The organism is Actinoplanes campanulatus (genome assembly GCF_014647795.1).
Taxonomy (GTDB): domain Bacteria; phylum Actinomycetota; class Actinomycetes; order Mycobacteriales; family Micromonosporaceae; genus Actinoplanes; species Actinoplanes campanulatus.
On the sequence record NZ_BMPW01000004.1, the window covers coordinates 303,232 to 316,712 of the forward strand.

The 13,481-nt window shown below is 71.9% G+C and carries 9 protein-coding genes; 6 read left to right on the top strand and 3 right to left on the bottom strand.

Features of this window, described 5'->3' with window-relative positions:
• The first annotated feature begins 22 nt into the window (after nt 1-22).
• The 6 genes from IEZ13_RS10135 (at nt 23) to IEZ13_RS10160 (ending at nt 10,405) form a co-directional block, all read left to right on the top strand.
• The gene (locus IEZ13_RS10135) at nt 23-4,828 is read left to right on the top strand and encodes a DUF4011 domain-containing protein (protein ID WP_183220568.1); all 4,806 of its coding nucleotides are present in this window, start codon (nt 23-25) and stop codon (nt 4,826-4,828) included.
• A gap of 18 nt (nt 4,829-4,846) precedes the next feature.
• Entirely contained in the window at nt 4,847-6,208 is a 1,362-nt protein-coding gene (locus IEZ13_RS10140) for a hemolysin family protein (RefSeq protein ID WP_183220570.1), read from the top strand.
• Nucleotides 6,205-7,272 carry a hemolysin family protein gene (locus tag IEZ13_RS10145; protein ID WP_183220573.1) on the top strand — a complete coding sequence of 356 codons (1,068 nt, stop codon included), beginning with the start codon at nt 6,205-6,207 and terminating at the stop codon, nt 7,270-7,272. The genes IEZ13_RS10140 and IEZ13_RS10145 overlap by 4 nt, the downstream gene beginning before the upstream one ends.
• A 654-nt stretch (nt 7,273-7,926) precedes the next feature.
• Nucleotides 7,927-8,997: a serine hydrolase domain-containing protein gene (locus IEZ13_RS10150; RefSeq protein WP_183220575.1), complete on the top strand. Its 1,071-nt coding sequence runs from the start codon at nt 7,927-7,929 to the stop codon at nt 8,995-8,997.
• A complete protein-coding gene (locus tag IEZ13_RS10155) occupies nt 8,997-9,767 on the top strand; it encodes a MerR family transcriptional regulator (protein ID WP_183220577.1) in 771 nt (256 codons plus the stop codon). The genes IEZ13_RS10150 and IEZ13_RS10155 overlap by 1 nt, the downstream gene beginning before the upstream one ends.
• A gap of 164 nt (nt 9,768-9,931) precedes the next feature.
• Complete coding sequence (locus IEZ13_RS10160; protein ID WP_229794589.1) at nt 9,932-10,405, top strand: NUDIX domain-containing protein; 474 nt, start codon at nt 9,932-9,934, stop codon at nt 10,403-10,405.
• A gap of 138 nt (nt 10,406-10,543) precedes the next feature.
• On the opposite strand, the gene IEZ13_RS10165 is transcribed toward IEZ13_RS10160, so the two are convergent.
• From IEZ13_RS10165 to IEZ13_RS10175, 3 genes are all read right to left on the bottom strand, one after another.
• Nucleotides 10,544-10,789 carry a hypothetical protein gene (locus IEZ13_RS10165; RefSeq protein ID WP_183220826.1) on the bottom strand — a complete coding sequence of 82 codons (246 nt, stop codon included), beginning with the start codon at nt 10,787-10,789 and terminating at the stop codon, nt 10,544-10,546.
• Nucleotides 10,695-11,090 carry a helix-turn-helix domain-containing protein gene (locus IEZ13_RS47845; protein ID WP_372441856.1) on the bottom strand — a complete coding sequence of 132 codons (396 nt, stop codon included), beginning with the start codon at nt 11,088-11,090 and terminating at the stop codon, nt 10,695-10,697. The genes IEZ13_RS10165 and IEZ13_RS47845 overlap by 95 nt, the downstream gene beginning before the upstream one ends.
• A 231-nt stretch (nt 11,091-11,321) precedes the next feature.
• Entirely contained in the window at nt 11,322-13,469 is a 2,148-nt protein-coding gene (locus IEZ13_RS10175; RefSeq protein ID WP_183220581.1) for a beta-glucosidase, read from the bottom strand.
• Nucleotides 13,470-13,481 lie beyond the last annotated feature (12 nt).

Consider the following 13,481-nt stretch of genomic DNA (forward strand, 5'->3'; position numbering starts at 1 on the left):
GTCTCCTGCTGCAATCGGGTACATGGGCATCCGGTGCGACGAGGACGACCGTTCCGGGAACGGTGCGCACGCGGCTCTGCGTGCCTGGCGCGACAGCCTGATCGACCTCGGCGGCAACAACCGGCTGATCAACTTCACCACCGGCAACGGCGACGCGGTCGAGATCACCTCGCCGGAACCCGGGCAGGTGGTCACCGCGCTGGCCCGCGGCGACCGGTGCGCCCTGACCGGCCCCGGCGACAGCGGCGGGCCGGCGGGAGCCTTCCGCACCGAACTCACCGAACGCGCCCTCGGGCCGCTGCTGCGCCGGATGATGCGGCGAGCCCAGCAGGAACACCTCGACCGCGGCGTGGCCGTCCTGCATCTCGCGCTCGGGCTGCTGCACTGGCGGCTGGCCGCCGACGACGAGGACGCCGAGAGCCGGACCACCAGCTACACCAGCCCCCTGCTGCTGCTCCCGGCCGAACTCGTCGCAGGCGAACAGGGGCGGCCGCCGGACCTGCGGCTGCGCGACGCCGAACCGGTGCTCAACCCGGCCCTGGCGCTGCGGCTCAAACGGGCCGGCATCAGCGTGCCGCCCCTGGAACCGGGCGCCGAACTCGACGTCACCCGCTTCTGGGCCGGCTTCACCGACACCGTGGCCCGCCGCAACGGATGGCACATCGAACCAGCCGCCGTCCTGACCTGTCTCACCTTCCACAAGGAGGCGATCTTCCGGGACCTCCAGGACAACGAGGAACGCATCCTGGCCCACCCGGTCGTCCGCGCCCTGGCCGTCACCGACAGCCGGCGGCAGACCACCCGGTTCCGGTTCACCCCGATCCGGCCGGAGGACACCGACCGGCTCGCCCCGCCCGAGGACGTGCCCCTGGTCCTGGACGCCGACTCGTCGCAGCGGGCCTGCATCGCCGCGGCGCTCGCCGGGCACAGCTTCGTGATGGACGGGCCACCCGGCACCGGCAAGTCACAGACCGTCGCCAACATGATCGGGGCGCTCCTGCACGCCGGGAAGAGCGTGCTCTTCGTCTCCGAGAAGGTCGCCGCCCTCGACGTGGTCCACCACCGGCTCACCGAGGCCGGGCTCGGCCGCTACCTGCTGGAACTGCACGGCCAGAAGGCGGGCCGCCGCGAGGTCGCGACCCTGCTCGCCGCGGCCGCCGACGAGATCCCCGAGATTCCGGCTCCGGCGCCCACCGTCGACCTGGCCACGCTGCGGGAACTCCGCGAGCAGCTGACCGCGTTCGCGTACGCCATGAACGAGACCCGCCACCCCCTCGGCGCCAGCCTGCACCAGGTGATCGGCCACTGTGCCGCCCTCTCCCGCACCCCCGCCGCACCGGTCCCCACGATCGACCCCGGCGACCTCACCCCGGACGCGATGCACCGCATCCGGGAGGCCACCGACCAGCTGTCCCGCTCGTGGCGGTCGATGGCCGACCCCGGCCTGGCGTGGCGCGACGTCACCACCCGGGAGCCGCTCGACCCCGCGCTCAGCCGCGCCGAGAAGGCCCTCGCCGCACTGGCGCGGGCGGCCCGCGCCGCCGAGCCGGCGGCCACCGCGTTCCGGCTGCAACGGCCGGACGACGCGGAGGCCCTCGCCCGGCTCGCCGACCACGCCGGCGCCCGCCCCGGCCCGGTCGCCGCCTCATGGCTCACCGCCGGCGACCTGAACCCGATCCGCAGGGCCGCCGACCGGCACGCCACCGGGCTCGCCGCCGCCGCCCAGGCCGCCGCGCTGGCCGAACAGCACGCCGGAGTGCCCTGGACCGCGCTGCCCCCGGTCGCCGGCCTGCCGGTCGTCCCACCCCTGGACGCGCTGCCCGCGCCGGTCGACGTCACCACGCTGACCGCCGGCACCGCCGACGAACTCGCCCGCTCGTTCACCCGGGCCGCCGAACAACTCGACGTACGCCGCCGCGCGGTCGACCGGGTCACCGCCCGCCTCGGGCTGCCACCGGTCCACACCGTCCAGGACATCTCCCGCGTCGCCACGATCGTCGAACTGGGCGACCGGCCGCACAAACCGGAGCGGTTCTGGTTCCGGCCCGGCACGCTGCCCGCGGTACGGACCGGGGCCGGCGTCCTGCGGCGGGCACTGGAGGCGCTGGTCGCCGCGGAGATCCAGGCCCGGCCGTACTTCTCCGAGGCCGTCCTGGGCCAGCCGGTCGAGGAGCTCGCCGAACGGTTCACCACCGTGCACCGCGGGATGGGGAGGCTGCGGGCGGCGTACCGGCGCGACCGGCGGCAGGTGGCCGAATTCGTGCTGCCCACCGCGAACCTCGGGGACGCGATCTCCCGCATCGGCACCGCGGTCGCCTGGAAACGGGCACTCCAGGACCTGACGGCCGCCGACCAGTCGTACGCCCCCGTGCTCGGCCGGTACTGGCAGGGCCGCGGCACCGACTTCGCCGCCCTCGACGACGCGATCGCGGTGGCCGCCACCGCGCTCGCCACGGTCCCGCCCGCCGTCATCGAGGGTGTCCTCGGCCACCTCTGCGCGCCGGCCACCGACCCGGAGCCGAGCCGGGTCGTCACCGAGGCCCGCGACGCGCTGCTGCGCTGGCAGGCCACACTGCGTCCGCCGCCCAGCCCGGCGGCCCGGCCGGAACTCGTCAACGAGCCGATCGACGACGCGCTGACCTGGCTGACCGAGCACACCGTGACACTGCACGCGGTGGCGGAGACGGTCCGGGCGTACGACGCGGCGACCGGGCGGACCCTGGACTACGCGGAGGCACTCTGGCTGGCCCGGCTGCGAACCGCGGCGGAACAGGCGCGGACGGCGGCGCTGGACCGTACCGGAGAAATGCCGGAAACCGATCCGGCCGCGCTCGCCGCGGCCGTCGCCTGGGCCGCGCGGACCCGGGAGATGGCCGGCGGGCCGCTGACCGAGGCGCAGGCCGCCGCCCTCGACGACCTCAAACCGGTGCCCGAACTGAGGGAGCGGGCCCGGGAGTGGGCCGAGGCCGGCCGGGCGGTGCTCGCCGGATTCGCGCCGCACCGGCAGGACGAGCTGCGCCGCCAGTTCGACGACTACCGGCGGGCCGGAACCCTGCTGCGGCGGCTGCGCGACGACAGCAGCGGGCAGGAGGAGTGGTTCGCCTGCCTCGACGCCCGCGAGGCGCTCGCCGCCCACGGCCTGGACGCGGCCGTCGAGTACTGCGCCGACCAGCACCTGGACCGGGCGCTGGTGCCCGCGGTCCTGCGACGGGCGCTGCTGCACGGCTGGGTGGACGCGGTGGTCCGCGCCGACAGCCGGCTGCGGACCTGGCGGGGCGAGGACCGCGACCGCCTGGTGGCCGAATTCCGGCAGACCGACGAGAAACTCGCGGCGCTCGCGGCCCGGCAGATCATCGCCGCGATCGAGGCACGACGGCCTCCGGCCGACAGCGCCGCAACCAACCTGCTGCGGCGCGAGGCGATGAAGGCCGGCCGGCAACTCCCGGTACGAGACCTGATCGCCCAGGCCCGGGACGCCGTGCTCGCCCTGCGCCCGTGCGTGCTCGCCTCCCCGCTGACGGTGAGCCAGTCACTGCCTCCGGACATCACCTTCGACGTCGTCATCTTCGACGAGGCCTCCCAGGTCACGCCGGCCGAAGCGGTCAACTGCATCTACCGCGGCCAGTCGCTGATCACCGCCGGCGACGACCGGCAGCTGCCGCCCACGTCGTTCTTCGACCGGTCCTTCACGGCCGCCGACCAGGACAGCGAGGTGCTCGACTTCCCGTCCGTGCTGGAGCTGACCAAGGCGTGCGGCGCCTTCCCCGGCATGAGCCTGACCTGGCACTACCGCAGCCGGCACCAGGCCCTGATCGCGTTCGCCAACGACGCCTTCTACCAGGGACGGCTGAGCACCTTCCCGGCCCCGGTCGCCGGCGGCCCGGACACCGGTGTGGAACTGTTCCCGGTCGCCGGCGTCTACCGCCGCGCCTCCAGCCGGGACAATCCGGTCGAGGCGGAGCGGGTCGCCGAACGGATCGTGCACCACTTCACCACCCGGCCCCACGCCTCCCTGGGCGTCGTCACCTTCTCGGTGGCCCAGGCCGAGGCGATCGAACGGGCCCTGGAGCGGATCGCCGCCGGGCACCCGGCCCTGCAACGCGCGGTGGTCCACGACCGGCTGCACGGCTTCTTCATCAAGAGCCTGGAGTCGGTGCAGGGCGACGAACGCGACGTGATGATCTTCTCGATCGGGTACGGGTACGACATGGCCGGCCGGATCACCGCGAACTTCGGCGCCCTCAACCGCCCCAACGGCTGGCGGCGGCTCAACGTGGCGATCACCCGCGCCCGGCACCGGGTGGAGATCGTGACGTCGATCCTGGCCCGCGACATACCGGAGTCGGAGAACGAGGGGGTCCGCCAACTCGTCGCCTACCTGGACCACGTGGAACGCGACGGCGGCGCCGCCCGGGACGACGGAACCGGCCCGGCCGGCGACTTCGTCACCTCGGTGCTGGAGACCGTACGGTCCTGGGGCTATCCGGCGCGGACCGGCCTGGGCACCGCCGGCGGCCGGGTGGACATCGCCGTCCGCCACCCCCTGGATCCGGCCGGCGACTACCTGCTCGGTGTGCGCTGCGACGGCCCCGGCTACCGGGACTGCCCGGCCGCGCGGGACCGCGACCACCTCAACGACCAGGTGCTCACCGGTCTCGGCTGGCGGCTGCACCGGGCGTGGGCGCTGGCGTGGTACCGCGACCGGGCCGGCGAGGAGTCCCGCCTCCTGACGGCGCTGGAGGAAGCGGCGGCAGCATGGCGGGGCCGGACCGGACCGGTCGAGGAACCGGCGCGCCTGCCGTACGCCGAACCGGCCCGCCGTGGTTAGCCGTTACGATGGCACCCCATGCTGATCACCATCGGGGTTCTGGCGATCGTGCTGCTGACCGCGGCGACCGGCTACTTCGTGGCGCAGGAGTTCGCCTACGTGGCCGTCGACCGGGAACGCCTGAGGGCACGGGCCGACGACGGTGACACCGTCGCCGCGCGTGCGCTGCGGGTCACCCAGCGGCTGTCGTTCGTGCTGTCCGGCGCCCAGGTCGGCATCACCGTCACCGCCCTGCTCGCCGGCTACGTCGCCGAGCCCTACCTGGGCCGCGGCACCGCCGAGCTGCTCGGACTGACCGGACTGTCCGAGACCGCCAGCGCGTCGATCGCGATGGTGTTCGCGCTGCTGTTCGCCACCGTGGTGCAGATGGTCCTCGGCGAACTCGCGCCGAAGAACCTCGCCATCGCCAAGCCCGAGGCCCTCGCCCGGGCGCTCGCCCGCTCCACACTGGTCTACCTGACCGTCGTGGGCCCGCTCATCCGGGTGTTCGACGCCACCGCCAACCGGCTGCTGCGCGCCGTCGGCATCGAACCGATCGAGGAGCTCCCGCAGGGCGCCACCACCGAGGACCTCGACCGGATCATCGCCGCCGCCGGCAGCCAGGGCAGCCTCGACGCGCACGCCGCCCGGCTGCTCGACCACGGCCTGGACTTCCGGGCACGGACCGCCGCCGAGGCGATGCGCCCCCGCGTCGACGTCACCACGATCGGCGAGAACGAGCCGGCGTCACGGGTCGTCGACCTGCTCGACACCGGCCACTCCCGGTTCCCGGTGATCGGCGACGGCCTCGACGACGTCATCGGCATCGTCTCCATCGCCGACGTGGTCACCCTCGACCCCGCCGTCCGGGGCACCACCCCGGTCGGCTCGCTGGCGACCGCGCCGGTGGCGCTGCCCGAGCCGCTCGGGCTGCCCGCGGTCCTGGACCGGCTGAAAGCCGCGCACCGGCAGATGGCGATCGTCGTCGACGAGTACGGCGGCTTCGCCGGCATCATCACCCTCGAGGACGTCGCCGAGGAACTCGTGGGGGACATCCGCGACGAGGACGACCTGCCGGAACCGGTCATCGAACCCGCCGGCGACGGCGACTGGCTGATCCCCGGCCGGGCCCGTATCGACGAGATCACCGACGCCACCGGCGTCCACCTGCCCGGCGACGACCGGTACGACACCGTCTCCGGCCTGATCCTGGCCCGCCTCGGCCACCTCCCGGTCGCCGGCGAACAGGTCGACCTGCCGCTTCCCCCGACGGTCGACGCCGAAGGGGAACCGGTGCCGCAGGGTGTGGCCCGGCTCACCGTCCTGGCCGTCCGCCGCCTCGTCCCGGACCGGATCGCCCTCACCGTCATCCCCGACGCCGACGGGCAGGTCACCCCATGAGCGCCGCCTCGTCCCTGCTCATCTCCCTGGTGCTGCTGGCCCTCAACGGGTTCTTCGTCGCCGCCGAGTTCGCGCTGGTCGCCGCGAAACGGCACCGCCTGGAGACCGCCGCCACCGCCGGATCCCGCGGCGCCCGCGCGGCCCTCGCCGGAACCCGCCGGCTGTCGATGATGCTGGCCGGCGCCCAGCTCGGCATCACCCTGTGCACCCTCGGGCTCGGCGCGCTCGCCAAACCGGCGGTCAAACACCTGCTCGAACCGGTGTTCGTCGCGGTCGGGCTGCCCGCCGACGCCGCCTACGCCGTCGCCTTCGTCCTGGCCGTCGCCCTGGTCGGCTTCCTGCACGTGGTCGTCGGGGAGATGGCGCCCAAGTCGTGGGCGATCAGCCACCCGGAGGCCTCGGCACAGATCCTGGCGATCCCGTTCGTCGGCTTCACCACCGTCCTGCGCCCGGTTCTGGCCGCCCTCAACGGCCTCGCCAACGCCTGCCTGCGGCTGATCAAGGTGACCCCGCAGGACGAACTCGCCCAGGTCCACAGCGCCGAGCAGCTACGGATGCTGCTGGAGACCTCCAAGCAGCACGGCACCATCGAGGACGCCGAGCATCAACTGCTCACCGCCATGTTGCAGGTGCAGTCGATGCCCGTACGCGACGTGATGGTCCCGAACGGGCAGATCCGGGACGTGCCCGCCGACGCCGACGCCCGCGCCGTCGAGATGCGCAGCACCGAGACCGGCCGATCCCGGCTGCCGGTGACCGACCGGGCCGGGGCGATCGTCGGCGTCGTGCACGTCCGTGACGCCGCCAAGGCCGTCAGCGCACTGCGGCTCGTGACGGCGCGGGACCTGATGACCGCGGTGCTGTCGCTGCCGGCCGACACCACCGTCCTGGACGCGGTCGCCGTGATGCGGCAGCGGCGCAGCCACCTCGCCCTGGTCGCCGACAACGGCACGGTGATCGGCCTGGTAACCCTCGAAGACCTGCTGGAACAGGTGATCGGCCAGTTCGACGACGAGACCGACCCGGTGGTCGACGCGGCCCGCCGCGCCGGCCGCACCGCCTAGAAACGTTGGTGGTCGAGGTCCGCGTTCCGCTGCCAGTTCTTCCTTCTTGTACGCGTGTCCCCGTCCCACCCAACCTGGGCCGTCCCGTCCGCTCGCGCGATCTCGCTGCCCGCTCCCGCCTGTGCCGCACCCGCCGGGCTCAGATCGGTGGCCGGGCAGGCCCAGCCAGTCGCGCCACCCCCACCTGCCGCCGCTCCCGGCCTGCTGCCACCCCGCCTGCTGCCGCTCCCGGCCTGCTGCCACCCCGCCTGCTGCCGCTCCGGCTTGTTGCCGCTCACGGCCGGGCGATCGGCTCGCCGCTCCCAGCCGTTGCGCCGGTCGCTGTGACGGGCGGTCACAGTTCCGCGCGGGGTGGGCGCACACGGTGATGGTGTCGTGGTCGCCTACGTGACTGATAGCCGTGGTGGTCGCGCACGCGGCGACTTTCGTGTGCGGCGATCACGGCATCGGTTATCCGAATGTGTGCGGCGACCACGGCATCGGTCATCCGAACGTGTGCGCCGCCCACGGTCAAGCCCGGACATGTGCGCCCACCTGGGAGACCGGTTGAGTGCGGGCGCGGCCAGTGACGTGGATCATTCTTGAGGTTGACCCAAGGTCAGGGTGGACGCTCCTCATGTACGCGATACATCCAGTACATATGGAGCGACCATCATGTCCATCAACATCTCCCCACAGTCGACCATCGACGCGATCGTCGGCTCCGGTTTCCATGGGGTGACCCTGCGCCTCAACGACGACGGTGGCGAATGGACCGGCAGCGCCGGGGTCGCCGAGCTCGGCGGGACCGCGAAGCCGTCGATCGACGGTCACGTCCGGATCGGCAGCACCACCAAGACGTTCCTCGCCACCCTGATGTTGTGCCTGGTCGCCGAGGGCCGGGCCGAATTGGACGCCCCGGCGGCCGCTCACCTGCCCGACCTGGGCCTGGACGAGCGGATCACCGTGCGGATGCTGTTGCGGCACACCAGCGGGCTCTTCAATTTCACCGGCGAGATCAACCACGACGGTACGATCGTGCCCGGCATCCCGATGCCCTACGGCCCCGGTGCCCCTCAGTGGCTGGAGAACCGTTTCCACACCTACCAGCCACGGGAATTGGTACGGATCGCGCTCTCCCAGCCGCCCCGGTTCGACCCGGGAACGGGCTGGAGCTACTCCAACACCAACTACGTGCTGGCTCGGCTGCTCATCGAGAGGATCACCGGCCGGCCGCTCGCCGCCGAGATGCGCCGCCTGATCCTGGAACCACTCGGCCTGACCGGCACCCTGTTGCCGGAAACATCGCCGGAGATCCCCGATCCGTTCGCCCACGCCTACTACCGCGACGGCGACATCATCGACGTCACCCGCCAGAACCCCTCCTGGATCTCCGCCGGCGGCGACATGATCTCCACCACCCGGGACCTGCACACCTTCATCTCGGCGCTGACGGGCGGCCGCCTCCTGCTGCCCTCGCTGCTCGCCGAGATGTGCACCCCGCACCCCACCGGCATCCCGGACATGGACTACGGTCTGGGCGTGTTCCTGCTGACCACCCCCGGCGGAACGATCATCTCCCACAACGGCGCCGCCGTCGGCCACGCCGCACTGATGTACAGCACCCCCGACGGCAGCCGGACCCTTACCGCCGCACTGAGCTGTGTGGACGACGCCAGCCTCAGCATCGCGCCGGCCTTCCAAAACGCCCAGCAGCGGCTCCTCGACGAGATGTTCACCAGCTGATGAAACGCGGTGTCACGATCGGGCAGGCGGCCGAGTTCGTCGGCGTCACGGTGAAGGCCGTCCGCCACTACCACAAACTCGGCCTGCTCCCGGAGCCGCAACGGGACAGCTCCGGCTACCGGCGGTACGGCTCCGGCGACCTGCTGCGTCTGGTCCAGATCCGTACGCTGGCCGCCGCCGGTGTCTCCCTAGCCGAGATCGGCCCTCTGCTCGACGCCGACACCACCCGGTTCGCCGCCACCCTCGCCGATGTCGAACGGCAGCTCACCGAACGCATCGCGGACCTGACGGCCCGCCGCGACACGTTGCACCGGCTCGCCGACGGGGACCGGACCCTGCTGCCGGACCGGGCGGTGGCGCTGCTGAAACGCATGCGCGGCCTCGGTTTCCCGGCCGAGGAGGTGGCGGCCACCCGGGAGGCCTGGGTGCTGGCCCGGGCCCTGGTCCCCGACGGCTTCGACGACTATCTGACCCATTTCGAGTACGCCGTGAGCGATCCCCACCTGCTGGAACTGACCCGCCGCGCGGCCGAGGCGGCCACCTGGGAGCCCGGCGATCCCCGCATCGACGAGCTGGCGACCGCAGTGGCCGACCACTACCTGGCCGATCCCGCCCTGCTCAGCACGGTGACCGGCCTACGTGCCCGCAACCAGGCCGCCACCCGCTACCGGCTGATCGCCCACCACGGCGAGCAGCCGACCCCGGCCGCGGCCCGCCTGACCGCTCTCTTCGAGACCAGACTTCGGTCCGCGGGCGTCGTCATCCCGTAGTGGAGGCCGCACGTGCCCTCGTTCGCCATCCGTGGCAGCAGCGACACCCGGTCGTTCACGCTCGCGGATGGCCTGGCCGGCGTCGGCGCGGTCTGCCGTTCGGCGTTCACCCTGGCGTACCGGTTGGCCATGACCGGCGGCGAGGTGTCGCTACGCTCGGCGGCATGGCGACCGACTTCACCGCCACCCTGCCGCGCAAACGGATGGGAGCCGGCATCTTGTTCTCCGATGAGCAGGACCGGGCGCTCATCGTCGAGCCGACGTACAAGGACTATTGGGAGATCCCGGGCGGGGCGGTGGAACTCGACGAGTCGCCGTATGCGGCCGTGGTCCGCGAACTCAAGGAGGAGCTGGATCTGCCGGTCAAGCCGGGCCGGCTGTTGGTGGTCGACTGGGTGCCGCCGCGTTCGGGGCGCACCGAGGGGTTGATGCTCGTCTTCGACGGCGGCGTCTTGACCGCGGAGCAGTGCGGCCGGATCCGGTTGCCCGCCGAGGAGTTGCGCTCCTGGGTGTGGTGCACCGGGCAGCAGGCCGCCGAACGGCTGTCCGAGCTGCTGGCTCGGCGACTGGCCGCCGCGATGCGGGCCCGAGCCGAAGGAACCGTGGCCTATCTGGAGGACGGCTTCCTCATCGCCTGACCCGGCGTCCAGTTCACGATTTGCGACACCCGGTCGTTGGTGGCCAGGAGGCAGGCACGGACTGGCCTTCACTGCCTGCTGTCCCGCATCCTCGGCGGTCATAGGTGCGAGGGTCCCGCTGTTGAGCCCGGCAGAAGGTCACCGCAGCCGTGCCACTCGCTCGTCCCAGCCGGCCGTCAGTTGCTCCGGCGGGTACGGGCCGAACAGCATCGGGCTGCCGTCCAGGTGGCGCATCGTGCACGCGGTCACGCGGTAGTGGGTGACGCCATGCGGATCGGGTGGCGGAAATTCACCGGCGATGACCATGTGCGGCGCGCACTCGACGTGCGGGCTGTCGTAGGGCGGCCGTACCGTCACCCGGTCGCCGATCCGGAAGGTGCTCATCGGATGGTCCGAGTCTGCTCCGCGGCTCCACGGCCCGCTCGCCGCGTTCGATGTTGCTGAGATGGGCTTGGCTGATGCCGGCAAGACCGGCGAGAACGGCTTGGGTCGTCTTGCGGCGGCGGCGCCAGAGACGGACGCGCGCGCCGATGTGCTCGGCCATGAGGTGCTCCCTGATAGTGGGCAGGGCGCGGCGACCGGCCGCTGCTCCGGCCGCCGACATCGACGGTACGCCATGGTCAACGGTCCAGCCGGCCGGACGAGGGATCCACCAATCAGGTTGACGCCGTCGACGATCAGCCATCGAGGCTGGCCCGCCACCCCTCGGCAAAGGCTGACATCTCGACGTGATTCAGCACGTATTGTGGTGCGTACATCTTGATGCGCAATGTCTTGACGTGATCCATGCTGTGTCGTGGTCCGTACACATGTCCGCGATGATCACGGCCGTTGTCCAGACGTCAGCGTCAGTCTCCGGAGAACGACGACACGGCGGCCTCCCCGGGAAACGGGAGACCGCCGTGGCCGCGAATGATCAACGTATACGGAGAGTGTCGTGCAGGGTGGCGGCGGAGGAGCCGCCGACGGTGAAGCCGTAGGTGCCCCGCGCCGTCACCCAGCCGGAACGGGCCGGGTCGTGGTACTGGAGCAGGTGCAGGTCGGCCAGATCCGAGCGGCGAAGGTCGATCTGGACGGTGCGGGAGCGGCCCGGGCCGAGAGTGACGCGCGACCATCCGACCAGGCGCTTGGCCAGCTCCCCGGTGGCCGACGGCAACGAGACATAGGCCTGGGCCACCTCGGTCCCGGAGCGTTTCCCGGTGTTGGTCAGCCGGAACCGGATCCGGACCCCGTCGCGCCCGTCCCCGGTAACTTCCAGGTCGCGGTAGGCGAAGGACGTGTACGACAGCCCGTACCCGAAGGCGAAGAGCGGATCGATGCCCCGGGCCTCATACCAGCGGTACCCGACCTGGAGACCCTCGTTGTAGGACACCTGCCGGATCCCGTCGACCACGACGCCCGGGTAGCGGGCGACATCACCGGCGGTCGGCGTGTCGGCGAGCGACCGCGGGAACGTCATCGGCAGCTTCCCGGACGGGTTGACATCGCCGAACAGCAGCGCCGCCAGGGCCGGGCCCATCTGCTCCCCGCCGTACCAGTTCTGGAGCACGGCCGGAACCTGGTCGAGCCACGGCATCTCGACAGCGCTGCCGGTCTGCAACACCACGACGGTACGGGGATTGGCCGCGGCGACCGCCGAGATCAGCGCGTCCCCGCCACCCTGCAGCCGCAGATCGGCCAGGTCGGTGAACTCCCCGGTGCGCTGGTGTCCGAAGACGACCGCGATGTCGGCACCGTTAGCCGTGACCGCGGCCGCCGCCGGGTCGCTGCCGTTGTCGTAGACGACGGTGGCCCCGCCGACGGCGGCCCGCGCCGTGATCGCGGCCAGCGGCGTCACGAGATCCTCGCACCGCATCGTGGTCGGATTCCCGAACCGCCAGGGCAGACTGCATACGGAGTGCGCGCTCTCCGATGCGGTCGAACCGATGACGGCGATCCGCGTACCCCGGATCGGCAGTGTGTTCCTGATGTTCTTCAGCAGCACCGAGCCCTGTTCGGCGACCGTCCGCGCGATCGTCTTGTACGCAAGAGTGGACACGTCGGCGACCGGGGTGGCCGGCAGCGGATGGTCGAAGAGCCCGCCACGGATGTAGGCGGTGACCACCCGCAGCGCCGCCGCGTCGACCTGACCCTGGGTGATCTCCCCGGCGGCCATGGCCGCGTCGAGCTTCGCGGGGGTGAACCAGATCGGCCGGTTCAGCTCCTGGTCGAGCCCGTTGACCAGGCTCGCGGCGGTGGAGTGCACCGAGCCGAAGTCGCTCATCACGTACCCGTCGAAGCCCACGTCGTCCTTGAGGACGCTGTTCTGTCGCGGGTGCTCACAGGCGTACACCCCGTTGATCTGGTTGTAGGAGCACATGATGCTCCCCGGAGAAGAACGCTTCGCGGCGATCTCGAACGGCAGGTCGTAGACCTGCCGCAGCGTCCGCTCATCGGCGTTGGACGAGCTGGTCTGCCGGTCGAGTTCCTGCTCGTTGGCGACGTAGTGCTTGAGTGTGGCCAGAACCCGGTGGTCGCTCTGGATCCCGCGCGCGCCGGCCGCCGCCATCAACCCGCTGAGCAGCGCGTCCTCGCCGAGATACTCCGGGATGCGACCGGACAGGGGAGTGCGGCCACTGGCGATCCCCGGCGCCAGGATCACGTTCTTGCCCTTCTGGAAACCCTCCTCGGCCTGGGCGGCGCCTTTGACGTACGCGAGCGGTTCGTTCCAGGTGGACGCGGTGGCGATGGTAGCCGGGAAGGCGGTTACCCCGTCGGTGAACCGGATCCCGTCCGGCCCGTCGGTGTAGACGACGGTCGGCGTGCACGGCACCTGCACCGGATAGACGACGTCACCGGCCCACTCTGTCTGCTGCGGGCTGTTGGCCGGCTGTTCCACCAGCCAGCGGTAGATCTGGTGCGGGCTGCTGGCGGCCAGGAGAGCGCGGGCCCGCTGTTCGGGCGACCGGTGCCTGTCCATCCAGGGGTAGGTGGAGCAGTCCGCGGCGAGTGCCGGGCCGGCCGTGACGACCGGGGCCACCGGGGCGAGCAGCAGCAGCGCCGCCCCGAACCTTCGAAAGCGCATGGTTCTCCTTAA